Origin of the sequence: Streptomyces sp. NPDC002701 (genome assembly GCF_042889045.1) — a bacterium.
In the GTDB taxonomy this organism is placed as follows: Bacteria; Actinomycetota; Actinomycetes; order Streptomycetales; family Streptomycetaceae; genus Streptomyces.
This window is the reverse complement of sequence record NZ_JBIAQL010000042.1, coordinates 1-23,953: the sequence shown is the minus strand read 5'-3', so window position 1 is coordinate 23,953 and position 23,953 is coordinate 1. Positions and strand designations below refer to the sequence as shown.

Below are 23,953 nucleotides of genomic sequence, written 5' to 3'. Positions count from 1 at the left end.
AGTCTGGGGCGCTGTGGATACCTACCGCCTCTACCAGTACGTGGTGGCCGCCGGGACGCTCTACACCCTGGCGATGACGACCGAGGTATGCGAGACCCTGGGGCTGGCGACCGTGCCGCGCGAGGTCACACCGGGCCTGCGTCCGGTCATGGAGATCGCCGCAGTGCCCGAGGACCTCATCAACTGGTCGGCGTCCCGCCGCCAGCGCATCGAGGACGCCCTGGAGGTGCTCACCGACCAGTACGTGAATGACCACGGGCACCTGCCCTCAGAGCGCGGCCGTCACCAACTGGGCTGGCAGGCGGCGCAGGAGACCCGGCCCGCGAAGAAGAAGCCGAAGCCACTCGCGCAGCTGCTCGCGTGGTGGCGCGCCTCCGCGATCCTGCGCTTCGGCCAGCAGCTCATCGACGGCCTCCTGGACAGGTGCCGGGCCGCCGGAGCGGCGATCCGGGCGCGAGTGGATCCCACCGTGGACGTGGCGCTCGCCGCCGTCGACGTCGCCGCGGTCGTCTTCACCGTGCGCGAAAAGTTCTCCCGGCGCCACATCCTGGCCGAAGCGCGCCGGCACCTGCTGGAGACGCTGCGCGGCCGCGAGTTCACCCGCGGCCTGGACGACTACATCACCCACCGGGCCCTGCACCGGTACTCCCGCCGCCACACCGCCGTGAAGCCCGGCCGGAAGGCTCCGACGCCGGACCGGATCAGCTACACCGCCGACTTCCCGGTGCCGCACCGGTGGTGGATCGCCCCCGCCCAAGGCACGCCGCCACGGGAGTCCAGCCGCTACGAGCGGGCCCGGGTCGCCAGCCTCGCCGTGCAGAACGCGATCCGCGACGCCCGCATCCGATCCGACGCCGCCACCGAGGCGTCGACCTCGGCCGTCTCCGCACCCGCCGATCACCGCGACCTCGAGGGCGAGATGGCGTCCGCTCCCCACGCCGTCGACCACCCGGGCCGGGACGCCGCCCTGACCCCGGCGCAGCGGGCCGCCGCAGTCCAGGCCCACCAGCAGGCCGCGATGCCCGCGGAGTACCTGGAGGGCCGCACGACCGACCCGGCGACATGGCTGCACACGCTCAAGAACCTGGACCGGCTCGCCGCCGTCACCCGCGCCGCCGACATTCGCCGCCGCACCATGGAGGACCGAAAGGCCCCGGCTGCCGATCCGGCCAGTGCGGTCGACCAGCACCGTCAAGAGCACGAGCAGCAGCGCCAGCAGCCCGACCCCGGCCAAGGCCAGGGCTTCCGGCTGTGAAGCGCCGTGCGGCCCGCACGGCGCGGGGACCGGGGTGCGGGTTAGCTGGTGAGGGCGTCTTCGAGGGTGGGGTGGCAGTCGATGAGGGTGACGAGGCCGACCAGGTTCAGGACGTGGGCGACCGGGGGTGTGGGGGCGGCGATGCGCAGCCATCCGCCGGCGGTTGGTTGAAGGGATCTGGGAAGGAAGGCCCCTTTCGTCGAAGAGGCGCACCATGCTGTCTTTGTTTCAGCTCAGGAGCAGCAGCATTTCCACGGTGGCTAGCAGCCGTTCCATGACGTGGTGGGCTTTGGAGTCGACCAGCACGGTGGGAAACATGTACTGGAGGGCGGCCTGGAAGGTGGCGATCCCGCTGTGGGCGCGGGCGTGCAGAGCCAGGACGAACGTTGCCTGAGGCGGGGCTGATAGCCGGTCTGACGCTCGGTCGCCAAGACGTTTTCGTACGTCTGTTCGATCAGGGCGGTCAGATGTCCAGGGCGCTCAAGTCGAGCCGCCAGTTGTTGGACTGCAGCCAGGTGCCCTGGGGGTATTCGAAGGGGACCTTGCCGACGAGCTCAAACCCGGCCTTGCGGCACACTGCGTTCGACGCCGCGTGGTCCACGTGGGGGAACGCATGCAGGTAGCGCCGTGCGCCACGCGCCGCCGCCCGGTCCGCTGCCAGCCGCAGGGCGGCAGCGGCATATCCGTGACCGCCGAACTCCGGGAAGATCCCGTATCCGGTCTCGTACACGTCCTCACCGTCCCACTCCCGCTCCCAGTACCCGACCGAACCGATCGCCTCGTCACCGAGGCGGACGATCAGCATCTCGCCGCCGTCAGGACGCAGGTAGCGCTGATGACGATCGACGATCGCCTGCTCGGTCTCGGGCCCGCCGAGATGTTCGGTCATCTGGGGGGTGTTCTGGCGGTGCAGGATCTCCAGACCCGCTTCAGACCATGATTCGAGGCGAAGAGTGTTCATGGCGCGGACAATACGCTCCGCCACCGACATGATCGGCCGCGGCCGCCTCAGCTCACCGAGACCTGCCCGCGCCAGCTCTCCGAGGCGAACGTTGCCTGATGCGGCACCAATCTCCTGAGACAGCACAACTAGTGACTGCCTCCCGTTCTCGTGAGCACCTCGCAGCCGTGCAGAGCGCTGTCAGCTGGTGAGGGCGTCTTCGAGGGTGGGGTGGCAGTCGATGAGGGTGTCGAGGCCGACCAGGTTCAGGACGTAGGCGACCGGGGGTGTGGGGGCGGCGATGCGCAGCCATCCGCCGGCGGTGTTCACCTGGTGGTAGGCGGTGGCGAAGACGGTGATGCCGCTGGAGTCCATGAAGGTGACGTCGCTGAGATCGGCAACGATGCGTGGTGCCTGAGTGTCATCGTCGATGTGCAGGGCAGCGGCGAGCTGGGGACAGACATCGGCGTCGATCTCGCCTTTCGCGGTGACGACGTGGATGCCCTGGTGGATGCGGTGTTCGATGCAGAGCCGGTCGCCCGGGCTGGTCTCGTGGATGGCGGTCCCCGTCTCTTCGGCTTCATCGACCTTTTGACTGTTGCACTGCCTTGGGATGCGAGGGGTGCAGGACGATTCTGCCCCACTGCAAGATCAGCACGCGTCGGTGGTTTTTGATGGTCGTTCCTGGTGGCGTGGGTGGCCCGATGGCGGGTACACGCGGTTGCCGGTGGTGTGGATGAAGGGCGAGAGCAGGTGGAGTTGGACGGGGACCGCGCCGGCCGTGCAGGGCTGGAGGGCGCCTTGATGCAGGCGGGCTGCGCCCTGGACGGGAAGGACGGCTGCATCGCCGAGGCCCGCCATCACGCGCTGGCCTTCCTGGAGCGCGCCGCCATCGAGCATCTGCTGGTGGTGCCGGCGCGGGCGCGGGATCTCACCCAGCTGGTGGTGAGCGAGCTGGTGACCAACGCGCTCAAATACGCTCCGGGCCCGGTGCTGATGGAGCTGTCCATCAGCGCGGCGCTGGTGGAGGTCATCGTGTGGGACAGCGCGCCCGCTCTGCCGGTGGCACGCACTGCTGATCCGGGCCGGATCGGGCAGCACGGTCTGGAGATCGTCAAAGCGGTCAGCCAGTCCCTCACGATCCGGCAAGAGACGGTGGGCAAACGCGTCACCGCCCACATTGCCCTGCCCGATCCGCGCAGCGAGGCCCTGGCACCCACTGCGACCTGAGCACCGTCAGGCACAGCCGCTGCTGCAAGCGAGAAGCGAGCCGGCCCGGAAGCCCACCACATTCAGCTGCTGGTCCCCTTGTCCCCAGGGACGGATATGGCTGACGTCTTCGTCGACGGCGCGTTGCCTGCACCGGACATGGGCGAGGACCCGGCAGCGACTGCAGAACGCCGGGCCCTCGGCACCAACGCATCCGGTCAGATGGGAACCGAAACGCGCTGCCGTGTCAACGACGGTTCCGTACAGGGGGCACGCGCTGCATCCGCCCTCCGTGCGGGAGCGTCAGTTCCTTGCTGGTGCGGCACACAACCCCCCGGGGAGGCCCCGGAGGACTCTGCCGGGGCTTTTGTCCAAACCCCGCCGTGACCGATTGGGTCACCATTTCTTCCGTCACCAGTTCTGATGTCGTTCTGCTCATTCTTTGATGTGCAGGAGGTGGGCGCTCTCCAGCTGCTGCTGTAGTTGGGTGCTGATGGTGTCGGGCAGTTTCTGGGTGCGCGCCCAGGTGACGATGTGTTCGGCAACGGTCCGCAGTTTGACGTTCGTGTGCTGGGAGACCGTCCGCAGGACGTGCCAGCCCTGTTCGGGTGTCAGTCGTCCCACGGCGATGAGGACACCGATGGCCTGGTCCACCACCGCGTGTGAGTGCACCGCTTGCTGAAGCTGCTCGTTCTCCTCGATCAGTGCATCCAGCTGCCCCTCGGCGGGTGGTTCCGCCGGAAGACCGGCAGCGGACATGGCGTCGGCTGTCACCGTCGGATCCCCTCCTTCTGGCCTCCTCATCTGATGAGCGTCTGTCCCGCATCCGGCAGGTGCAACCGCGTGCCGGACGCAGCGGCGGCGGCCGCCACGAACAGGTCTGCCGGGTGCTGTCGTGTGGTGGGTTTGGCATGTGCCGGTGGCGGTTTCCTGATGGTTGTTGGGTGTTCTCGTAGGTCGCTACGGTGGAGCAGGGCGGGCGGCGCCTCGCTTGGGGGTGTGTCGCGGACCCGCTCGGGGCGAGCCGAGGGGGTTGGCGGGTATGAACGGCCAAGTGAGCATCGCGCAGTTGCTGGAGAGACTGCACCTGGCGGTCGGTGAGGAACAGCGTCGGGTGTGGGCGGTGGACTGTGCGCTCGCGCTGGGCCTGGACGGGATCGCGGTCTCGGTGGACGAGGAGCTGATCTGGTTCAGCGATGACACCAGCGCGCGGCTGGAGGATGTGCAGTTCGTTCTCGGTCAGGGCCCCGGCCTGCTGTTTCCGGAGGGAGAGAGCGTGCGGGAGGTTCCTGATCTGGACCGGTTGCTGATGCGGCACTGGCCGCAGTTCGTGCCCGAAGCGCAGGCGCTGGGGGTGGCGGCGGTGTTCGTGTGGCCGGTGCATGTAGGGGCGGTCCTGATCGGCACGTTGACCGGCTACCGGCGCACGGCAGGCGCGCTGAGCGGCCGGCAGCGCTCGGAGGGCTGGCTGGTCGCCGACGCACTGGCCGCGCATCTGCTGGAACGCTGGCCCGGCTCTACTGACGAGGCTGGCCGGCAGGACAGAGCCGGGCACGCAGGAACGGTGGATCTGCACCGCGCCGAGGTCCACCAGGCGACCGGGGTGCTGAGCGTACGGCTGGGTGTTCCGCTGCCTGAGGCGCTGTCGTGGCTGCGCGCGCAGACCTACTCCTCCGGCCGGTCCGTAGCCGAGGTGGCCCAGGCGGTTCTGGCCGGAGAACTCCCGTCATGACCCGGAAAAAACACGGAAGCCCGCCCTACCATGGCCTACAGGTAAGGGGGAATGAGGGAGTATGGGCAGGGAAGAGCAGATCGCTCGCACGTTCGTGGAACTGGCCGACACGCTGGTGGACGCCTTCGACGTCATCGACTTCCTGCAGCAGATGACAGCGCGCTGCCGTCAGCTGCTGCAGATCACCGACGCCGCGGTCCTGCTGGCCCACCCCGGTCCCCGCCTGCACTGCGCCGCCCCCTGCGATCCCAACCCCCCTCTGCAGCGCGTCCTGGACGCAGCCCTGACAGAGGGGCCGGCGGTGGAGGCCCACCGCACCGCCCAGCCAGCCGTCCCCGGCCAGGCCCACGCCGCGGACGACAAGGCGACGCCGCGCTGGCCACACCTGGCCCAACAGACATGCCAGAGCGGGTACGCGCTGCCCAGCGCCGTACCGATGCGCCTACGCGAGGAAGGCATCGGCGCCCTGCTCCTGCTGCCCTCCGATGGTCGAGCGCTGGCCACCGACGACCTGATACTGGCTCAGGCGCTCGCGGACGCGGCCACCATCGGCCTGCTGCACGCCCGCTGCCTGCAGGAGAAAGAGACCGTCATCGGGCAGCTGCGCCATGCCCTGCACAGCCGCATCGTCATCGAGCAGGCCAAAGGCATCCTCGCCGCCCGCCACGACATCTCCCTCAACGACGCCTTCGCCGCCCTGCGCGCCCACGCGCGACGCCACCGCACCCTGCTCAGCAAGGTCGCCATCTCCGTCATCGGCGACGGCTTCAGCCCAGCCCTCCCCTCCGCCCGTCCCCAGGACGCCTCGGACACCTGAGTCGCCTCCGCCGAGCCACATTCTCCAGTCGGCGCGCCACAGCTGTGCGCGCGATCCTTGCACCACGCGTCACCATGTGGCGCCTGTCCACCACGCGGACCCGACCGGCTGACGGGGGTCTGCGGGTGGCGGTCAGCCGGACTGCGGGCGGGTGTTGGTGAAGCGCACGCCCGTCCCCCAGTTCTCGCGGGCGGCCTCAAGGCACCACTGGCACAGCGGCAGTCCGCCGGGTCCGTATTTCAGCGTGGATCTCTGGCAGCCGGAGCAGGGTCCGGTGTAGCTGCTGGAGGTGGTGAAGGTCGACGGGTCCGGCTCGCTGATCGGGGGCGGGGGAGTACTGGTCATCGCTGGGGGTCCTGTCCGGGGCGCTGGGTCGGGGTGGGTCACCGCGGTGCGCGAGGCCGTCCAGGAGCAGAGAGGTCCGTCAGCGCGCCGCGGCCGTGGGGGCCGGGCGGCTCGGTAACGGGATCTCGAGTGTGGTGTCGGGGGTGCAGTGGGTGCATGCGCGTACGCCGTCGTCGAGAAGCCGGCGGGCTTCGGTGCGGCTGACGGCCTGGCGGCGTTTGCCGATGGAGTAGCAGTCCCCGGCGTGGACCTCAAGGGGCGGGCGCCCGGCGCCGATGCCGAGTTCCACGACCCACTCCGGCTGAGCCGACCGGGACCGGCGGGCGCGCGCCTGTTCGGCTTCTCGCTGCTGCACGGCGGCGATCTGGGCGTCGATGCGCTCCAACCACATGGCGTGCCAGGTCCTCAACGTGATCAATCGCGTCAGATCGGGAGGTAGGTCCTCGAACATACTCTCGCTCCCCGTCTGGTGCCCAACACGGCCCGCTTCTCACGTGTTCGAATACTAGTTCGATAACGTGAGGGGGTGAAATCCGTACCCTTCCCCCACGACCTCGTCCAGCTGCAAGCGGCCTTCAACCGCACCTACGCCGCCCTCGCCGCACCCCACCCGGCGGGGACCGCGGAGCTCCGGCACCGCCTGCTCACACTGTCGGCCCGCCTTTGGTGGCATCCGTTCTGGTCGGGCCCGTGAGGAAGACACGAAGGGGTGACCGGTCCGGGGTGCCGGTGTGAGGTCCGGTGGCCGGGGGCAGTCTGGTGACCGGGCCGGCGGCGACTCCCGAAAGCGCGTCCGGCCTGCCTCCCCGGCGTGGGACCGCCAGGGGAGGGTGCAGGGGTCTCGTGCCTGTCACCGATCGGGTACGAGGCCCCTGCGGTCTGCGCACACGGCGGTGGGCGGTCCGTGCCGGCTCCGTCAGGCACGGACCTGCGCTGAATGTACCCCGCCCTGGGCACCGTGATGACTTGCCGTGATCGGGCCTGCGGTGATCAGGGCCGTGTGCGGCTGTGACAGCAGTGAGCCCTGCGGATCCTGTACGGACCCGCAGGGCTCACTCGCGCATGTCCCGGGGGGTGGGGGCAAAACACGGCGCGTCTGATGCAACGACGGTTCCAGTCGCGGCCTGCATGGTCACGGACTGTGTGGTGCCGGGCGGTCGGCCGGGGGGCGTCGCGTCCGCAGTCGGCGGGAAGCGGTCGCAGAGCGAGGGGAACAACCCCTGACCGTCGCGGGGATACGGGACGGCCAAGGGGCTGACGCGCATGGCGCGTATCTGCAGCGTGCCAGATGGCCCGCGCTTGCTGTAGTGCCCGACCGGGGGCGCGATGGCGCATTTCGCAGGGGTGCGGCCCCGCCCGTATCCCCCGGGCGGTGCGTTCGGTGATGTGGCAGACCTCGGCGATGCCGCGGAGCCGGGTGGCGGAATTGCGTGCGACGGCGAACACCCCGCGGGCATGGCGGGCCGGGAAGTGCCACTGCCCGGTCGGCTCGTTCACCTTTACCCTTTTTTCTCTCCCGCAGTACGTCGGGGCGAAGTGCGAAAGCATGGAAGGTATGACGCCTCACTACTTCACGGCCCTGTGCGCTGCGACGGGTGGCGGCTACCGGCTGCGCGTCCTGGGTGAGGACGACAGCCGTGACCTGGTGCGGCTTGATCTGGACTGGGACGAGTTCAGTCCCCAGTCCGCGGGGGACCGGTTGGTCGAGAACGGATACATGATCCATCCCGCGGCGCTGAGCAACGAGACGATGAACGGGTGGACCAAGATTCCTGCGCAGGACCGTGCATGGGTCGTCTCCGTCGTCTCTGTCGATCGGACCGCCTGACCGCCCTCCGGCTGCGGTATGGCAACGAAGGAGGAGAAGCGGGCGGCAGACGGGGTGCGCGGCGGCAAATCGGGGCGCCGACCGGTGCCGGGTCCGGCGCCCGACAGAGCTGTCCAATGCCGAGCACGTTCGACAGTGGGCGGGTGGTGAAATCCGTGCCCTTCCGCCGGGTGAACGTCTCCAGCTGCAGGAGGGCCTCCCCCTCTCCGCACGGTCGCCGCGGTCTCCGCTTCATGGTCAGAAACGGTTATGGGGACCCTGTTGGTCTTGGGCTGGTACTTCTTCGGAGGGTCTCTCATAGAAGTAGTCGCCGTTCCTGACCCCCCTTGACCAGGCGTGTGACGTGGGATTTTCCGGCTCCGGGTCAGTGGCTGAGGCAAGTTGAAGGGCAAGTTGTAGAGCAAGTTGTAGGGCACGTTGTAAGGCAAGTTGTAGGGCAAGCTGCGGGCACGGTGCGCTGGAACGGTTTGCCGAGCGTGCAGCCGGCCGCCTGCGCAGCGCCCGGTCTGCTCTGTGCAGTCGGCTCTCGTCCTGTGCGCACGGACTGTGCAGCCTGCGCACCGTGCACGGGATTGCGCAGTCGCCCCTCGCCCTGTGCGCACCGGCTGCGCAGTCGGTGCGCGCCTGTGGTGGGCGCGTGCAGGCTCTGTCCTGCAGGGGCCCAGGCCGGATTTTCCCCGCCCGAACAGGCAGGGCTGTGACCTGCGATGGGGAGAGTAGCGGTAAGGGCCGGCGGGGAACCGGTAAGGCCGGTGGTAAGGGTTCACCGCGGCGGTGACTGTGCAGCGCGGCCGGGAGTGTGCAGGGCGAGTGCGCAGTGCGCAGGGGGCTGCACATTCGGCTGCGCAACCGTGTGGCCATCCATGGTCGCCCTGGCGGTACGGCCTCGAGGGCCGTGGTCGGGGTGGTGCCCGCTCTGGCCGGCGGTGCTCGCACGCGGCCTGGGTGGAAGCAGCGAACCCCCGGGGGCGTCATCACCGGGGGTTCGCTTACGCATTCCACGCGGGGGACGGGAAACACGCTTCGTCGACGTCAACGACATCGCGTGCGCCCCGGTCACGGCTTGCTCGTAGAGACCGCGCGCCCTTCGTTCGCTGACCCCGACCATGGGCGTGACCTGCCGTGGTCATGGTCATGGTCGGGGTTGTGGTCGGGGTGACCACGGCTGGTGGAGGCCGACCGGTCCACACGATGGGCCCCCACCGGTGGAGCATGGTGCGGTGTGTGTCGGCTTGAACAAAAAATCAAACACGTGAGCTAATGCGGGGGATGGACTCCGCATTCTTCCCTCGCGACCTCATCCAGTTGCTGGCGGCCTGGAACCGCACCTACGCCGCTCTCGCCGCACTCCGCCCCGCGACGGGTACCGCGGAGCTCCGGCAGCTTGTCGGCCCGGTTGTGGTGGCATCCGTTCTGGTCGGGCACGGGCCGGGCGCCGGCCGCGCGTGCGCAGCTGCGCAGCCACGCCCGCGCACTGCACGAGGATGTGTGGTGAACCGGCGTCCTGCGCACCTGACCGAGCGGGAGGAGCAGATCCTGGCCTGCATCCGCCGGTCGATCGCCCGGTGCGCGGACCGTCTCTCGGTGATGCTGCTCGGCCCCACAGGTCACTTGACGTGATCTTTTGATGACACGTTGTCAGTGGCGGGTGCAAGCATGTTCGTTGGCAGGAAGCGATGACTGAGAGGGGCGGGCAGCTGTGCCTTGGGTCAGGGAGTACGTGAAGGCTGACGGGACGCGGGTGCGGGCGCATCACCGGTGGGCCGCGGGTGCGCGCGATCAGATGGCGATACTGGCTGTGATCACGGTCGCGGTCATCGGTATGAGCAACAACGGGGCGCAGGATGATGCCGGTGATGACAGCGGTCCATTACCCCGGCCCACGGTCTCGTATCCGGTCAAGTTACCGGGGATGGACAAGCAGGCGGCCCGTCCCGGGCCGCGCCCCACGGTCTCGTATCCCGTCCGGTTACCGAGGGCGGAGCAGAAGGCCAAAGCGCTGCCGCGCGCCACGGTGTCGTATCCGATCCCGTGGGCGGGTGCGCGATGAGCAGGCGGCCGACGCGGCGTAGGAGCGGCAGGCGCCGGACGAGGAAGTCCCAGGGCGGTCCGGGAGCAGCTGCCGTTGTGCTGGCAGGGGCCGCGGGTGTGTCGCTGTTCGTGTCGCTGGTGAACTGGCTGGTGCAGCACTGGTGGGTGCTGTTTTTGCTCGCAGTCGTGGCGGCTGCTGCGGCCGGCGGCTGGCTGTATCAGCGGGCACAGCGTGCGAAGTGGGAGCAGGTACGGGCGCAGGGGTTGCGGTATGCGCTGGGACAGCTGGACGCGTTGCACCACCAGCAGTTCGAGCAGGCGGTGCGGGACCTGATGCACCGTGACGGCTGCACGGACGCGGTACGGGTCGGAGGCCGTGGTGACCTCGGAGCGGACGTGAAAGCCACGGATCCGTTCGGGCGGCGCTGGGTGATCCAGTGCAAGCACCGCCGGGCGGGGCTGGCCGGTTCGGTGGTGGGCACGCCGGATCTGCAGGTGCTCAACGGCACGGCCAGACCGGTGCACAGGGCGGACGTCGTGGTGATGGTGACCAACGGCCGCATCTCGCACCCTGGCCGGGACTTCGCCAAGCAGCAACGGCTGTACCTGGTCGACCGGCAGATGCTTGGTGTGTGGGCGTCCGGCTCCCGTCCTTTGTGGGAGCTGTTGCGGGCCGTTCCTCCTCCTCGGAGGTCAACTCACTCCCCTGGAGATAGAGGGCGGGCGGTCCGGCGTTGGCCGGTGCGCTTCCGAGCATCGAGTGATGGGTGCGCAGTCGGCCGTAACGTGCATCGGTAGGCGTCCGATTCCCCTACCGGGTTTCCTACCGTTCCCCCTACCAACTCCCCTACCGGCACCATCAGTAGACTGCGCACGGTTCACGCAGCTCAGACCCCTTGCCGAGCCCCGACCACGACTGACGACAACCCTCTTCTCTCTCCTTACCTGCTACTCCTGATGGTTGGTGGGGGTGTGGTGTCTGTGGCAGGTGGCAGGCTGGCGTCGTGAGTCGAGGGTCCGGGCGGCGCGGCTGGTCGGTTGCGGCCCGGCGCGACCGGTCCGCCCGCGGTGCGGTGGCGAGGGGCACCGCCGCCGGGTCAGGGGACGCGGACAGGGAAGGGGGCGGGGAGCCGGTGGGTGGTTCGAAGGCGTATCCGTACGGGTCCACGGCTGCGGTGCGCGGGCACGTCCTGGCCGCGCTCGGCGTCCTGAAGGTCGCGACGGCCGATCAGATCCACCGGCTCACCGCGCCCGGACACAAGGACAACAAGGCGTTCCGTAACGCCCTGCTCGACTTGGCCCGGCACGGTCTGACGGTGTCGGAGGGCAGCGCGCGGGACGGGAACAAGCTGTGGGGGCTGACCCCGCTCGGGTTGGACGCGGCCGCCGAAGTCCTCGGCCGGCCCGCCAGCGAGATGGGCTCCACCGCCCGGGGCGCGGCCCGCTCGGGTGCCCCGCACGCGATGGCCGTGAACGAGACGGTCATCGCGATCACCCGCACCGCCCCGGAACCCACCCGCCCGGTACGCCGCACCACCACCGCTACCGCCCGGTCGGCCGCGGAGACGGCTTCCATCCCTGCCGCCCGGGCCGTGCGTGCGTCCGCGCCCGCCGCGCCGGCCGGGGTGGGCGCGGTCAGTTCCTGGTCGACGGAGGTGGCGATGGCGCTGCCCAGCGCGGGCCGTAACCGGGCCAGCGTGCAGACCGACGCCGTGCTGCATGCGCCGGAGGCGGGGGTGCCGGTGCTGCTGTTCGAGGTGGACAACTGCACCGAGTCCGCCGACGTTCTCGCGGCGAAGTTCGACCGCTACCGCCGTTTCTTCCGCCAGAAGACGAAGGACCACCGGGGGCGGGAGCTGCCGGTGTGGCGCACCCTGTACCCGCCCACTTCACGGGAGGGCTACCCGCCGGTCGCCGTCGTCTTCAACCCCGGTATCCGTACCGGGGAGCAGGCGTTGAAGAACCGCATGAACCGCGTCCTGGACCTCACCCGCGAGACCTGGTCCGGCACCTGGGAAAGCATGGGCAGCTACGGTAGTGAGCCGGCCGACGGATACCGCGACTACAGCGACGCGATCCCGCTGCTGATGACCACGCTGCCCCGCCTCAAGGAGCACGGGCCGCTCGCACCGGTGTGGTGGCGGTGCGGACACCGCCGGTGGCAGACCCTCACCGACGCCCTCACCAACCCCGACGATCAGGAAGCCTGGGCTCACCGCGACGACGAACGCCAACGCCAACGCCAGGAACAGCAGGAGCAGGAGCGGGAACGCGCCCGGCAACAGCCACCAGAGCCCGCCTGGGGGCAGAAGCGCGAAGCCTGGCAGGCGCACGACGACGATCACGATGAAGGCGCGCCTGTGCCCGCACTGCCAGGTCCGCGCTGTGAGCGGTGCGGTGGGCCGATCGCCGGCGAGTGGGGCGTGGGCTACGAGTTCGCTCCGGACGAGGACGGCCGCCACTGCCCCCAGTGCCGCATCAACCTCCAGCTGATCCCCACCACGCTGCGCCAGGCGATCTTCGGCAAGCACCGGCGCAGCCCGTAGGGCCGGGCCGGGAGATGGGGGTTCTGCGCTGCACGGGCCGGCAAGGGGGCGCCACAGGAAAGAAGTCGGCATCCGCGGAGCCGCGCCCGGGACCCCTTGTCCAGCAGGTCAGAGCCCTGTCGGCGGTCAGCCGAACCGGGACGCCGACGCGACCGGAAGTGTGACCAGAGACGCGATCAGAAGCGTGACCAGAGGTGCGACCAGGACCGCGGCCAGAGGTGCGACCTCGCCTCTGGCCGCGCGGGGGCTGCGAGGTCGGGCCGTGCCGGCTTCGTCCGGCACGGCCCCCCCGAACCTACCCGCCGCCGGGGCTGGCCCACCCTGAATCCGAGACTGTGTGTTCACGCGAGCGGGCGATGACAGCCGGCCGGTTCGGCGGGACGCTCGGCACAGCCCAGTAGGGGCCCTGTCGTATCGAGTGCGGCCGGGCCGCGCCGTCACAGCGACCCATAGCGGCGATGTCCCGCACCCGCGCGGCAGGTGCGGGACATCGCCCTTACCGGTCAGCGCGGGGTGAAGGCGTCGACCGTCAGGGTGCCGTCGTCACGACCAGAGACGTGACCAGGAGCGCGACCTATCCCCGGGAAGCGAAGGGGCAGTTTCTTCTTCACCGTCCCGGCCTGGACGGCCACGACGGGGCTGTCCAGCCGCTACCCGTTCCGCATGTTCCGCGACACGACATTTTTCACTGCGCTGGGCGGACTCTGCACGGCCCGGAATGTGACGTCTGTTCCGCGCGATGGGGGCAGTGCGCCGACTCTGGGCTTCCGTGTCACAACAAGGCGCTCCGGCCGCTTATAGAGGGAACGCGGCGCGACAGACGCCGTCTCATCGAGCGCAGGTGGGGGTATGGATCTCTTGACGACAGTGGCCACGGCGGGACTTGCCGCGGGCGGGTACATCCTCAGTCTTGGCCATCGCTGGATCACTTTGCGCGCGCAGGTCCGGCGTGCGGAACTCGACCAGCAGGGATTGTCAGAGCGGGCCCGGTCGCTGCCACCGGGCAGCCGGCTCATCGAGAAGACCGCGCAACACGACATCGACATTGCGATCGGCGGCGCAGCTGCTGGCCGTTTCGGGAGGTGAAATGCGACATGGCCGTCGAGCAACCGCCTTCACCCGTCGGCACCGCGGCCGAGGAAACCCGCACCGCTCCTGTCCCTTTCCGGCGTGATGACTTCGGTGCCTTCTACACGCAGGAGATGCACACGGTCACGGTGTTCCTCATGCACCAGGGCGCCACCGCCTATGAGGCGGCCGATGCCGCGCACGAGGCCATCGCCAAACTCCTGCCGGATCTGTGGCGGACGCTGGATCACCCGCGAGCCTGGTTACGCGTGACTGCCCAACGCTGCTACTGGCGCCAGAGCAACACACGTACCACGCCCACGGACGCGGTACCTGAGCGCCCCGGCGGCACGTGCCCTCTGGCCACTGTGACCGTGTCCGAGTTCCAGCAGAGTGTTCTTGATGCCCTGCGACAGCTGCCGCCCGCGATGCGCACCGTCATGGCCTGGGACATCGACGGATTCACCTACGCGGAAATCGCCACACACTTGGACATGAGTCCCGCCGCTGTACGCCAGAACATTTGCCGCGCCCGCAAGCGGCTGATTGCCCTCCTCGGCCTCTGACCGTCGTCCTCGACCCTCCACAAAGGGGGATGCACATGAACAGCCACGGCGACCGCGCTTTCCGCGAGGGCGGCCGCGACGATCCCGAACAGCGTCTGGACCAGCTGCTGGCCCGTCACCGCGCCGGGTTGACGAGTGCTGTCGTCGGCGCTCTCGACACCAGCGCCGGAAGTGCGGCCCTGGCTCCTCTGCGCCGCGAGCTTTTCCACGGCCTGCAACCCCTCAAACTGACCGCATCTACTGGCTGCACGACAAGCGCTGACACGCCTGGTTCCACACCTCCGGAGACTCGGCTTGAACGGGCGCTCGCCCAGCTCCGCGACATCAGACTGATCGTGGAAAGGGTCCAGTCCGGTGCTGATCCGTCCGCTGACGTCCATGCCGGGGCGAAGAATGCGCTCACTGCGCTGCAACGCCTGCACACCGGATTGCAAGCGCGAAACCTGACCCGCGAGCAGGTTCGCGCACTATTCCGGGAACTACGAGAGCAGACCGCATGCATCGGCACATCGATGCTGGAACGGCGTACTCAGCTACCACCACATCTTGTCGAGGACTGGCTCCGGGCAACGGGCTGCCTCCAGCGCGTGGAGTGTGCCGTTTGGTACCTGTTCAGGGGCGTCGGCAATAACGTGGTCAACTGACCAACTGCACTGCAGACCGAGGCTGGCCAACTGCGCACGCCGCTGCGCACTCAGCTTCCCGACCCGTTTAAGGGTGTTGTCGAGCCATTCCCCAAGCTTCACCGTCTCCCGCTCACCCTCCCGTCACCGTCCACGTCGATCATTTTGATGTGCTTGTGGGACGGGCGCAGGTGGCCTTCGCGGGCGTGGAACTGGCGGGCGGCGGTGAGGTTGGTGTTCCACCGCTCATCCTGGGAGCGCCGTACCGGCGCGAGCGCCTCGCCCTCCGCGGGCGGCTCGATGCAGAGCGCCTCCAGCAGGTACTGCTGCGCAGGCAGCAGCTTCCCCCATCCCGCCCGCTGCGCGGTGATCCAGGCTCCGAGGTCCTCGCCTTGGACGACCAGCTCGCCCGCCGCGGCCGGGAAGGCGCCGCTGGCCTTCATGTGGGCGAGGGTGAGCCGGTAGTTGCGCTGCCACGAGACCTCCCACGCATTGGGCACCACCCGGGATCGGCCTCCGCCAGCGCCTCCTGCCGGGCTTCAGACAGCTCCCCGGCGTACGAGATACCCGTTGCTGGGCAGTCGGCCGACGACGGGTGAGAACAGCCCGCAGGGAACGGGAGCGGATACCCGTGCGGGAAAGAGCCAGCGCCGCCCGCGCCCTGCACTCGCCCCCGCCCGCGAGCACGGGGCAGCCCCTTGGCGGCGTACGAGCCGGATCCTGTGTTCCACCCGCTCGCTGCAACCGTCGCCTGCCGCACCTTGTCTTGGTCCTCATGACGATCCGTCGAAAGCCACGACCTGTGAACGAGCGGGAGCTGCGCTTGTGGGGAGTCCGCCGGGCGCTGGCCCTCACCTTCGCCGCCGCGATCCTGGCCGCGGGCGGCGTCTTCTACGGCCTGGTCGTACTGCTCGACTTCCAAACGATCGACACCACCGCGAAGCTCGACGCCAAGACCCTCTTCGACCTGGTGAAACTCTCCTTCGGCGTGGTCGCCGGAGCCGGAGCCCTCGTCGCCCTCGTCGTCGCCTACCGCCGCCAACGCGTCGACGAAGCCGGCGCCCACCGCGAAGCCACCCGCCTCCACACCGAACGCTTCACCCAGGCCGTCGAACAACTCGGCTCCGACTCCCCAGCCGTCCGCCTCGGCGGCGTCCACGCCCTCGCCGGCCTCGCCGACGACGCCCCCGACCACAACCTGCGCCAGACCTGCATCGACGTCCTGTGCGCCTACCTCCGCCTCCCCTTCCCCTCCGACCCCGGTGACCCTCCCGACGCCACCTCCTCCGAAGAACAGCGCGAAGCCCACCAGGACAAGAAGGACCGGTACCGCGCACTACGCGAGGTCCGGCACACCATCCTGCGCCTTATCGGAGATCACTACCGCATCCCACAAGGCACTCACCGCTCGTGGCAGGGCTGCAACCTTGATCTCACCGGAGTCACGATCGACGGTGACATGGACTTCGCTGGCGCGGCGTTTTCCGGCGGCAGGGTGTCCTTCAGCGGCGCGGCGTTTTCCGGCGGCACGGTGTCCTTCGCCGGCGCGGCGTTTTCCGGCGGCACGGTGTCCTTCATCGACGCAACGTTCTCCGACGATGAGATGTCCTTCCGTGGCGCGACGTTCTCCGGCGGCACCGTGAACTTCAGCCGTGCGACGTTCTCCCACGGCACCATGTCCTTCCGCAGCACGACGTTTTCCGGCGGCATCGTGGACTTCGTCCGTGCGACGTTTTCCGGCAGTACCGTGGACTTCAGTCGTGCGGCGTTTTCCGGCGGCAAAGTGTCCTTCAGCGGCGCAACGTTCTCCCCCGACACTGTGTCCTTCCGCGATTCGGCTTTTTCCGGCGGCACTGTGTCTTTCGCTCCGGCAAGTGGTCCCGCTCCTGAGGGGCTCCTCGCATCCGTCAGTACTCGAGTACCACGCGTGGTTTACCTACCCGCTCACTGGCTTTCCGTTGATCCATGAAGACGGGGGCGAAAACGACCGTTTGCTAACGCTCTGAGGAGGCTTGCTGGTGTATTGCGAGTTTGCTGGCCTAGGGCGTTGTGGCTAATCAGGGCTGTTTGTGCTGGTGGGAGGGGGTAGTGGGTTCGGGCACGGGACCTGCTACGGCCTGTGGTGAGGCGTGAAACCGGTAATCTCGGATGACCGTCGATGAGGTCGGATGCCATCATTTGAGACGTGAATCATGTTTCGGATCATGTTCTGCGAGCCCTCTGGTACATCAACGTGATGTCGTCCCAGGGTGTCTCCATCACCACCGCAAATGTCGATCAGGTCGCGACCGAGCTGCCTCCGAAGGACGCTGAGTACGGATCGCTGTTGGCCCCTCTCGCAGGTATGTTCCCCAGACACGTGGTCACCTCCCCCGAGCCGGTGGCCAGGTACTTGCTCAACGTGCGATGGATTGTGAGGTCGGACGACGGTATACAGCTGACCAACCTTGGCCGCGCGATACTGCAAGCGAGCGGAGCGCAGGAGCAGATGGAGCAGGTCAGGCAACCACTGGTGAAGGACATGACCCTCAGCCCTGATGACCCGCTCGTCTACACCGTGCTCACCCGTCGTTTGGCAGCGGCCGGCGCGGGTCTGCTTGTCGACCCGTACTTCAAGGCCGAGAGCATAGCCTGGGTCCTGGAAGCCACGACCATCCGGCGAATCCTGATCTCCAAGAAGGCGAGTACCAAAGAGCGACCCATCATCGCTGTCGCCTTGGCCACCCTGCCCAACGGCCGAGACCTTGAGGTCCGGGCAACGGCAGATAAGGAGCTCCATGACCGCCGCGTCATCGCTGCTGATGGGACAGTGCAGCTCATCGGTACCTCCATCAACGGTGTTGGACGTCACGAGACCTCAATGGTGACTCCGGAGATAGCCATCGCAAAGGCGTACCGCGACAGCTCCGAGAAGCTGTGGGCGGGAGCAGAGAAGGTAGAACCTCAACCTCTCAAAAGCCCGGTCGCCGTTTCGGCAGAAGAGACTGGCCCAGTAGACGCGCCGGCGCAGACCCGATGAGGGACGCGAGGCTTCCAAGACCATCTTCTGGAAGCCTCGCGCACGGTTTACCTCAACGGTTGCGGTGTCACGCCCACCCACTGCTAGTTCCCGCAGGGCACCCAGTTGTTCCTGGGTGAGTTTGCGTCGTCTGGCGCGGGTGTTGGAGATCCATACGTCCAGCTTCACGATCACCGGCTCCGTCTCTCCACCGATCGCGATCGGCTCACCGTGTCCGCGCGGCACCGACCAGCCCGTCCTTCTCGCTCCACTCACTGCGTCAGGACCGCCAGGAACTGCTGGAGGGATCATTGCGCGGCGCGAGACCCGGAGTGCGGTGCTCTGGTGCGGCCACGTCGGCGATCCAGGCGTTGAGCCGGGCGCATACACCGAACGTGCCTGGGCCGTCGTCGGCTATCTCTGCCGGCCATGGCGCGATGCCAGAGCGGGGTGGGCGCGCTGCTGGATGTAGACGCGGCCGACGGCAGGCGGTGGACCTCGGTGCGGCCGCCGGCCTCGAGGCGGCGTACCGCTCGTCGTACGGCAGCGCGCTGGGCGTCGATCGGCTGCTCGACGCCGTAGACGATACGGGCGAAGGCAGTGAAATCGGTGGCTCTGCCGGGAGACCGCTGAGATGCTCCTGCTGTGACGAAAGCGCAGTTCACTCTTGAGGGTAGTTATGCGGCCAAAGGGCTGCGGTACATGAGGGAAATCCGGCGGGCGATTCTGGCGTACTGGTACGCCACCATGGAGGACCCTGAGGCTGCCGCGCTGGAGGTCCGCCGGGTGGCCTCGGCTGTCAACATCCTGGACGAGGCGGTGTTTGTCCCCGCCCACGGAGACTCCTACTGTCAGCACCGTGCCCATGACCCCTTGGGGAAGGTGGTCATGGGGCTTGAGTTGATCCGCAACTGCGAAGAACACTCACCTGTGCTCTTCGAGCAACTGCTAGAGCCGATGGCGCACTTCAGCGTGCCAGTGTCCCTGGGCCCTACGCCCATGCGCGTCCCGTACAGCTGGGCCCTCTACGCGGACATGCCCGCTCGCTACGTGCAGCTCGATCCGGGCGCTACGACGAACCAGAAACGCGCCCGCGCCGAAGCCCAGGACGCCTACCGCAAAGAGGTCGGAGGGCGGCCGGTCATCGACACACTGTTTGACGCAGTCCGCTTCTTCCAGGCCCTCGATCCGCGCCTCACCGCAGACGATCTCCCGGTCATACGATGGGCCTTCGCGGAGTCTGATTCAACGGACTCCCTGGTAGAGATTCCCGATACAGACCCGCGGACGAACCCGCCCCGCACACACCTGCTCTACCGTCCCCTGGGCCTGGACCAGTACGAGGTCTTCCTGCCGGACATCGCGTGCCGACACTGGGAGCGGCGCTCAGCCCGATGGCCAGCCTGGGACAAGACGGCCAAGACGCGTAAGACGGGCCTCCTGGCGCAGGCCAAGAACCGCAACCCGCCTGGGCCCGCACGGGAAGTCCGCTACCGACTGATCGATGAAGGCAAGGTCATCGGATACAGCGGCATGGGATTGGGTGCCCACGGCCTGGTCGAGTCCTGGACCGAGCGCACTCGGCAAGTGGTCAACGACATCAACCGTGGGTACCGCTACTTCGTACGAACACGAGACATCGAGATCCCTCTACAGCGACGCCAAGACCAAGGCGTCGAAGCCGTTGGCGAGGACGGGCGAGACATCCTCTCCGAGCTCGAAGAAGCCGGAGAAGAGCTCCGCATGGATGTCGCATGGCTCCACTACCTGGAGGAGAACCCTGACGAGTATCTGCAGACTCGTCCCCGTTCAGAACACACGACGTGACAACCTGCCCTGAGGCGTTTACCTCGTGCAGTTGGCCGGCCTCGGTCTGCAGTGGGCAGCGCGGGGGAGGAAGGTGTCTGACCCCGCTGCTGCCCGCGCGTCTCATACCGCGCGGGCACCAGGTGAACTCAGCCCCATAGAACAAGAAACGGGCGCTCGCGAAGCCGCTTCCGGCACCTCTTGACCAGGAGGCCCCGGCCCTGCCATTGGTCAGCAGTGCGGGGCGCCGCTGTGAGTAGGTCAGCGGCCCAGCCAGAGCGCGCTGCCGATGGAGCCGGCTATGCCGGTCGCCAGGGCGAGCACCGGGTACGGGATGTGCTGGACCGTGAGACGGATTCCCCCGATCCGTAGATCGAGAGAGGGCTGCTGTCCGGTCGGAGGCTGCGTCGGTGCCATGGAAGTTCTCCGTTCGTCATGCCCCGAGCCGTTCGGAGCATGACTTCGAGTCTCCGCAGATGACGACGTTGCGGAAGCGGAAACACCTCGTTGCCGTGCGATCGGCAACACGTGGTCCACCGGATGGATGGTGAGATCGCTGCTCCATGCACTTATCCCAAGTGCGGGCGTAGGGACGTGAGGTGAGGGCATCATGCAACCCAGGTGAGGGGAGCACGCATGAGTGAAGATCCTGACAGCAAGGCGGTCCGCTATGGCGCAGCTCTCAGGGAAGCTCTGGATCCTGTTCACAAGGGTTGTGGGATCCCGTACCGGCGTCTTGCCGAGAGGATAAACCTTTCCCCATCCATGGTGACCCGCTATCTCAAGGGAGAGAAGGTCGCTCCCAAAAAGTTCGTTGAGCAGGTGGCGGCCTTTATGGCTGCTTATGGACACTCGCTGTCGCATGAGTCTCTGGAAAATCTGCATACCTTGCGCAAAGAGGCAGAGGAAGAAGGATCTCCCAAAGTGCAGAATCGCTCCCTCAGGGAGCAGAATAACTATCTCAATGAGGAAATGCGTCATCTCCGCGAGGAGAATCACCACCTCAAGGATGAAATCAACCACCTCCACGACGAGATCGCCCGTGTGAAAGCCGATACTGCAGAAAAGGAGAAAATAGCGTGGCGCAGCGGCAATGCCTCCATGATGAAAATATTCGAAGAGTGGAAAGAATATGCAGATAAGCAAGTTAAGGACCTAGATAAGCAGCTACTGGAAGCATCCAAAGAGCTTGCGCAGGAACGGCAACGCGTGTCGGAGCTTGAAGCAAAAGTTCGTGATCAGGAGAAACTCCTGGGTGAAGCCAATGAACTGGTACGCGAGCTGCAAGCTGAGAATGAACTAGGCGAGCTGAAGGAGGATTTGGACCGTCAAGCGGAGGAGCTTCGACAGTCGAGGGAAGAGATCAAAGTCCTGCGAAGGAAAGTCGAAGACCTCAGCGACAGGAAGCGCGTTTCCGAGGTGGCAACGCAGGCCAAGGACGTGGACGAGCCCTCACAGGGCGCTGCTCGGGACTCCAAAGCCAAGGGGAAGTCCGCACAGCGAGACGGGTCTCGCTCTACGCAAGACAGCAAGTCGGGAGGAGACTCGCTTCCAGCTCAAAAACCCTCTGCTCAGTCGGATCCAGCCTCTCCCGACCCGACGAGCACCGCTGCGCCCCAACGCTCTTTCATGGGGTCGCTATTTGCCGCCGTCAGCGTACTTTCCGCTCTCTTCGTTCCGGTCTTTCTCTATTTGAATTTCGCAGCATTTGCTGCCGCCTGTTTCTCTGAAGATGGACCGCCGTGGTGGGGCCTTGTCGTGATGGCCGCCGCTGCTTTCTTTTTTACTGTCGCAGGGCTTTTGCTTCTGATAGTGCTCAGTTATGTTACTGCCGGTATAGCCGCTCCTAAGGGTAAAGAATGGTCATGGGGATACCCAGGGGTCGCCTTATTTTTTGGCGGATTAGCATCAGTAGTGAGTCTGATATCCGGAATCAAGCTTCTGGTTGATGGAAATGTCACCGAACGGGGTCTACAGTGGCTTCACATGTTCGGTATCAGTGGCTGAGCCTGGGCAGCGTCGAACATAGAGGGTGGCATCGTCCCTCGCCACACCGGGCTTCGACCGGTGGGAAGTCGGCCCATACCCGAGAAGCCCTCGCTCTGTACGGCTAGTTCGCCTGCGTCCTATGCGTCCTACTGTCCCCCCGGTTCACCAGAGGCGACGCAGTAGCGGCGAGTCTCGCACCTGAACCAGCGCCGACTACGGACAGTGTCTACCAGCACATGCCGAGCTCATCGAGCGCCGCTCGCCGATCAGGGCTGAGCTTGGCGGCCCGGCGCCGGCTGTTGTCCAAGAACGCCCCCAACTTCACGGCCTCCTGCTCGCTACCGCTGTCCACGTCGATCACCTCGATGTGTTTGCGTGCGGGGCGGAGGTGTCCTTCGCGTGCGTGGAACTGGCGGGCGGCGGCGAGGTTGGTGTTCCATCGTTGATCCTGCGATCGCCGTACCGGTGCGAGCGCCTCGCCCTCCGTGGGCGCCTCGATGCTGAGGGTCTCCAGCAGGTACTGCTGTGCGGGCATCAGCTTGTCCCAGCCCACCCGTTGCGCGGTGATCCAGGCTCCGAGGTCCTCACCTTGGACGACCAGCTCGCCCGCCCCGCCCGGGAGGGCGCCGCCGGCCTTCATGTGGGCGAGGGTTAGTCGGTAGCAGCGCTGCCAGCCGACTTCCCAGGCCATCGGGCACCACCCGGGATCCACCTCCGCCAGCGCCTCCTGGCGGGCTTCTGACAGCTCTCCGGCATACGAGATGCCCGTTTCCCCGGCCGCGCGCCGTGCGGCGTTCTCCGCGGCCTTCCTAGCCGCAGCACGCTGATTTTTGGCCCACACACCGATGGCCATTGCCCCGGCCCCGCCGCCGACACCGTCGGCCCCGCCGCTGCCCCATACCGCGCCGGTGGGCGGGAGGAAGCGCCCGTGTACGGCGGCGTAGGAGCGGGCGACGTCGAGGCCGGCGTCCCACGCGGACGCGTGCACCGACCACACCATGCCCAGCTTCTCCAGCTCCGCAACGCGCGAGGCTTCCAGGGTTCCGGCGGTGTAGTACCGGCGTTGATCTGCGACCCACACTCCCAACGGGTGCGAGCCGGCGGATCCCCAGTCGTCCGGGGTGACGTAGGTGAACGGCACCCGCAGCTCGCTGCTGCCGGTCTCGCGCAGCCATCGGGTGGCGGCCTCGATGCCGCGGCGCCAGTAGGCGCCTTCGGGGTCGGTGACGCGCAGCTGCACGAACCGCGTCAGTGCGGCCGGGTCGCGTTCCTCGCTGAACCGCAACACCCCGGCAGCCCGCTCGGAGACTCGCGCCGTCTCGCGGTCGACGTCCTCCTGGTCGTCCTGGTCGTGCTCGTCCTCGTCAAGCAGACCATCCTCGCGGTCGCCGTCGACAGCCGACCGGCTGTTGCGCAGACGAGGGTCCGCGAGTGCTTCGATCGTCTCCGCGTCGTGCGCCCGCAGGGCTGCGAGGATCTTGCTGAGGGTTGTATATGCCTCCGAGGTGAGCAATTCATTCGGATCCTCGCCCGGTCCGAGGAATACCGGAACAATCAGTGTGGCGAGCTTCCCATGGTCCGGATTCAACCGCAGGGCGCGCCCGACCATCTGCACGATGTCGACCATCGAACCGCGTGCATCCGAGAAAAGCACCGCGTCACACTCGGCGGTATCGACACCCTCACCGAGAACCCGAACCGAAGAAAGAACCCGCAATTCTGCACGCACATCCCGGCCCTGAAACTCGGGCCCGCCCAGGAAATCGGAAGCGAATTCATCCAGCACGGTGCGGCGGTGCCCGGGGGCGTGTTCGCCGTACAGCCAGTCCGCCCACACCTGGTCCGCGGGCGGGTAGGTGTCGGGGTCGTCGGTGGCGAGCCGGGCTGCGACCGCCGGCACCGACACCGCCATGGCTTCGGCTTCACCGACTCGGCTGTGGAATGACAGCACCCGACGGAACCGCTCCTCCACGGCCGCGCGCATGAGCCCGGTCTGGATGGCCGCGAGCCGGGCCCCGCGCACGGCATCCGAGCCGGTCGCTTCTGTGGCGAGGGCTGCGTAGAGGTCGGGGTCGCGGATGTCGAGGCACAGGACCTGGTAGGGGGCGACGATGCCCCGGCCGATCGCCTCGGACAGCGTCAGCTTGTAGGCGACCGGGCCGAACACGGGCGAGCCGTCCTCCATGGACGCCACCAACCG

General features: G+C 67.5%; 25 protein-coding genes. 17 read left to right on the top strand and 8 right to left on the bottom strand.

Annotation, left to right across the window (positions count from 1 at the left end; translation table 11 throughout):
• Positions 1–13 precede the first annotated feature (13 nt).
• Positions 14–1,255 carry a relaxase domain-containing protein gene (locus ACFYXC_RS40270; RefSeq protein WP_389557923.1) on the top strand — a complete coding sequence of 414 codons (1,242 nt, stop codon included), beginning with the start codon at positions 14–16 and terminating at the stop codon, positions 1,253–1,255.
• Positions 1,256–1,718: 463 nt separating this feature from the next.
• Here the strand turns inward: ACFYXC_RS40270 and ACFYXC_RS40265 are convergent, their stop codons facing one another.
• Together ACFYXC_RS40265 and ACFYXC_RS40260 are read right to left on the bottom strand one after the other, a co-directional pair.
• A complete protein-coding gene (locus ACFYXC_RS40265) occupies positions 1,719–2,216 on the bottom strand; it encodes a GNAT family N-acetyltransferase (RefSeq protein WP_389557921.1) in 498 nt (165 codons plus the stop codon).
• 180 nt (positions 2,217–2,396) lie between these two features.
• Complete coding sequence (locus ACFYXC_RS40260; protein ID WP_389557933.1) at positions 2,397–2,669, bottom strand: STAS domain-containing protein; 273 nt, start codon at positions 2,667–2,669, stop codon at positions 2,397–2,399.
• Here ACFYXC_RS40260 and ACFYXC_RS40255 point away from each other — a divergent pair.
• Positions 2,628–2,870 (top strand): hypothetical protein, encoded by a 243-nt coding sequence (locus tag ACFYXC_RS40255; RefSeq protein ID WP_389557919.1) that lies wholly within the window; start codon positions 2,628–2,630, stop codon positions 2,868–2,870. The two genes, ACFYXC_RS40260 and ACFYXC_RS40255, sit on opposite strands and share 42 nt — an antisense overlap.
• A gap of 129 nt (positions 2,871–2,999) precedes the next feature.
• A complete protein-coding gene (locus ACFYXC_RS40250) occupies positions 3,000–3,425 on the top strand; it encodes an ATP-binding protein (RefSeq protein WP_389557931.1) in 426 nt (141 codons plus the stop codon).
• A 414-nt stretch (positions 3,426–3,839) separates the two neighbouring features.
• Here the strand turns inward: ACFYXC_RS40250 and ACFYXC_RS40245 are convergent, their stop codons facing one another.
• A complete protein-coding gene (locus ACFYXC_RS40245) occupies positions 3,840–4,178 on the bottom strand; it encodes an ANTAR domain-containing protein (RefSeq protein ID WP_389557917.1) in 339 nt (112 codons plus the stop codon).
• Positions 4,179–4,458: 280 nt separating this feature from the next.
• On the opposite strand from ACFYXC_RS40245, the gene ACFYXC_RS40240 reads away from it, so the two are divergent.
• A complete protein-coding gene (locus tag ACFYXC_RS40240; protein ID WP_389557916.1) occupies positions 4,459–5,136 on the top strand; it encodes an ANTAR domain-containing protein in 678 nt (225 codons plus the stop codon).
• A gap of 61 nt (positions 5,137–5,197) precedes the next feature.
• A complete protein-coding gene (locus ACFYXC_RS40235; protein WP_389557914.1) occupies positions 5,198–5,953 on the top strand; it encodes an ANTAR domain-containing protein in 756 nt (251 codons plus the stop codon).
• 132 nt (positions 5,954–6,085) lie between these two features.
• On the opposite strand, the gene ACFYXC_RS40230 is transcribed toward ACFYXC_RS40235, so the two are convergent.
• On the bottom strand, positions 6,086–6,298 hold the full coding sequence (locus ACFYXC_RS40230) for a hypothetical protein (RefSeq protein WP_389557913.1): 213 nt from the start codon (positions 6,296–6,298) through the stop codon (positions 6,086–6,088).
• Between the two features lie 79 nt (positions 6,299–6,377).
• Positions 6,378–6,689, bottom strand: a complete 312-nt coding sequence (locus ACFYXC_RS40225) for a DUF6233 domain-containing protein (protein WP_389557912.1) — start codon at positions 6,687–6,689, stop codon at positions 6,378–6,380.
• A 135-nt stretch (positions 6,690–6,824) separates the two neighbouring features.
• Between ACFYXC_RS40225 and ACFYXC_RS40220 the strand changes: the two genes are divergently transcribed.
• The 8 genes from ACFYXC_RS40220 to ACFYXC_RS40185 all read left to right on the top strand — a co-directional run bounded on the left by ACFYXC_RS40220 (position 6,825) and on the right by ACFYXC_RS40185 (position 14,981).
• On the top strand, positions 6,825–6,992 hold the full coding sequence (locus ACFYXC_RS40220; protein ID WP_389557910.1) for a hypothetical protein: 168 nt from the start codon (positions 6,825–6,827) through the stop codon (positions 6,990–6,992).
• Between the two features lie 861 nt (positions 6,993–7,853).
• Complete coding sequence (locus ACFYXC_RS40215) at positions 7,854–8,126, top strand: hypothetical protein (protein WP_389557908.1); 273 nt, start codon at positions 7,854–7,856, stop codon at positions 8,124–8,126.
• Positions 8,127–9,617: 1,491 nt separating this feature from the next.
• Positions 9,618–9,746: a hypothetical protein gene (locus ACFYXC_RS40210; protein ID WP_389557906.1), complete on the top strand. Its 129-nt coding sequence runs from the start codon at positions 9,618–9,620 to the stop codon at positions 9,744–9,746.
• Between the two features lie 426 nt (positions 9,747–10,172).
• Positions 10,173–10,955, top strand: coding sequence for a restriction endonuclease (locus tag ACFYXC_RS40205; protein WP_389557904.1), 783 nt, complete (start codon positions 10,173–10,175; stop codon positions 10,953–10,955).
• Positions 10,956–11,290: 335 nt separating this feature from the next.
• Entirely contained in the window at positions 11,291–12,703 is a 1,413-nt protein-coding gene (locus tag ACFYXC_RS40200) for a replication-relaxation family protein (protein WP_389557902.1), read from the top strand.
• An 849-nt stretch (positions 12,704–13,552) separates the two neighbouring features.
• A complete protein-coding gene (locus tag ACFYXC_RS40195; RefSeq protein ID WP_389557900.1) occupies positions 13,553–13,789 on the top strand; it encodes a hypothetical protein in 237 nt (78 codons plus the stop codon).
• Between the two features lie 8 nt (positions 13,790–13,797).
• Positions 13,798–14,337 carry an RNA polymerase sigma factor gene (locus ACFYXC_RS40190; RefSeq protein ID WP_389557899.1) on the top strand — a complete coding sequence of 180 codons (540 nt, stop codon included), beginning with the start codon at positions 13,798–13,800 and terminating at the stop codon, positions 14,335–14,337.
• A gap of 35 nt (positions 14,338–14,372) precedes the next feature.
• Entirely contained in the window at positions 14,373–14,981 is a 609-nt protein-coding gene (locus tag ACFYXC_RS40185) for a hypothetical protein (RefSeq protein WP_389557897.1), read from the top strand.
• A 98-nt stretch (positions 14,982–15,079) separates the two neighbouring features.
• On the opposite strand, the gene ACFYXC_RS40180 is transcribed toward ACFYXC_RS40185, so the two are convergent.
• Positions 15,080–15,463 carry a hypothetical protein gene (locus ACFYXC_RS40180; RefSeq protein WP_389557895.1) on the bottom strand — a complete coding sequence of 128 codons (384 nt, stop codon included), beginning with the start codon at positions 15,461–15,463 and terminating at the stop codon, positions 15,080–15,082.
• A gap of 299 nt (positions 15,464–15,762) precedes the next feature.
• Between ACFYXC_RS40180 and ACFYXC_RS40175 the strand changes: the two genes are divergently transcribed.
• From ACFYXC_RS40175 to ACFYXC_RS40165, 3 genes are all read left to right on the top strand, one after another.
• A complete protein-coding gene (locus ACFYXC_RS40175; RefSeq protein ID WP_389557893.1) occupies positions 15,763–16,929 on the top strand; it encodes a pentapeptide repeat-containing protein in 1,167 nt (388 codons plus the stop codon).
• A 216-nt stretch (positions 16,930–17,145) separates the two neighbouring features.
• Positions 17,146–17,979: a hypothetical protein gene (locus ACFYXC_RS40170; protein ID WP_389557891.1), complete on the top strand. Its 834-nt coding sequence runs from the start codon at positions 17,146–17,148 to the stop codon at positions 17,977–17,979.
• Positions 17,980–18,603: 624 nt separating this feature from the next.
• Positions 18,604–19,785, top strand: coding sequence for a hypothetical protein (locus ACFYXC_RS40165; RefSeq protein WP_389557889.1), 1,182 nt, complete (start codon positions 18,604–18,606; stop codon positions 19,783–19,785).
• 240 nt (positions 19,786–20,025) lie between these two features.
• On the opposite strand, the gene ACFYXC_RS40160 is transcribed toward ACFYXC_RS40165, so the two are convergent.
• Positions 20,026–20,181 carry a hypothetical protein gene (locus ACFYXC_RS40160; RefSeq protein WP_389557887.1) on the bottom strand — a complete coding sequence of 52 codons (156 nt, stop codon included), beginning with the start codon at positions 20,179–20,181 and terminating at the stop codon, positions 20,026–20,028.
• A gap of 219 nt (positions 20,182–20,400) precedes the next feature.
• Here ACFYXC_RS40160 and ACFYXC_RS40155 point away from each other — a divergent pair, with 219 nt between their 5' ends.
• Positions 20,401–21,771 (top strand): hypothetical protein, encoded by a 1,371-nt coding sequence (locus tag ACFYXC_RS40155; RefSeq protein ID WP_389557885.1) that lies wholly within the window; start codon positions 20,401–20,403, stop codon positions 21,769–21,771.
• 208 nt (positions 21,772–21,979) lie between these two features.
• Here ACFYXC_RS40155 and ACFYXC_RS40150 read toward each other — a convergent pair whose 3' ends face one another.
• Positions 21,980–23,938, bottom strand: a complete 1,959-nt coding sequence (locus ACFYXC_RS40150) for a Helicase associated domain protein (RefSeq protein ID WP_389557883.1) — start codon at positions 23,936–23,938, stop codon at positions 21,980–21,982.
• Between the last annotated feature and the right edge of the window lie 15 nt (positions 23,939–23,953).

Excerpts from the sequence above, each read along its gene's own strand:
- ACFYXC_RS40230 (WP_389557913.1), bottom strand. The coding sequence starts at position 6,298 with ATGACCAGTACTCCCCCGCCCCCGATCAGCGAGCCGGACCCGTCGACC.
- ACFYXC_RS40155 (WP_389557885.1), top strand. The coding sequence starts at position 20,401 with ATGAGTGAAGATCCTGACAGCAAGGCGGTCCGCTATGGCGCAGCTCTC.
- ACFYXC_RS40235 (WP_389557914.1), top strand. The coding sequence starts at position 5,198 with ATGGGCAGGGAAGAGCAGATCGCTCGCACGTTCGTGGAACTGGCCGAC.
- ACFYXC_RS40160 (WP_389557887.1), bottom strand. The coding sequence starts at position 20,181 with ATGGCACCGACGCAGCCTCCGACCGGACAGCAGCCCTCTCTCGATCTA.
- ACFYXC_RS40265 (WP_389557921.1), bottom strand. The coding sequence starts at position 2,216 with ATGAACACTCTTCGCCTCGAATCATGGTCTGAAGCGGGTCTGGAGATC.
- ACFYXC_RS40150 (WP_389557883.1), bottom strand. The coding sequence starts at position 23,938 with ATGGAGGACGGCTCGCCCGTGTTCGGCCCGGTCGCCTACAAGCTGACG.
- ACFYXC_RS40185 (WP_389557897.1), top strand. The coding sequence starts at position 14,373 with ATGAACAGCCACGGCGACCGCGCTTTCCGCGAGGGCGGCCGCGACGAT.
- ACFYXC_RS40225 (WP_389557912.1), bottom strand. The coding sequence starts at position 6,689 with ATGTGGTTGGAGCGCATCGACGCCCAGATCGCCGCCGTGCAGCAGCGA.
- ACFYXC_RS40250 (WP_389557931.1), top strand. The coding sequence starts at position 3,000 with ATGCAGGCGGGCTGCGCCCTGGACGGGAAGGACGGCTGCATCGCCGAG.
- ACFYXC_RS40205 (WP_389557904.1), top strand. The coding sequence starts at position 10,173 with ATGAGCAGGCGGCCGACGCGGCGTAGGAGCGGCAGGCGCCGGACGAGG.
- ACFYXC_RS40215 (WP_389557908.1), top strand. The coding sequence starts at position 7,854 with ATGACGCCTCACTACTTCACGGCCCTGTGCGCTGCGACGGGTGGCGGC.
- ACFYXC_RS40195 (WP_389557900.1), top strand. The coding sequence starts at position 13,553 with ATGGATCTCTTGACGACAGTGGCCACGGCGGGACTTGCCGCGGGCGGG.
- ACFYXC_RS40190 (WP_389557899.1), top strand. The coding sequence starts at position 13,798 with ATGGCCGTCGAGCAACCGCCTTCACCCGTCGGCACCGCGGCCGAGGAA.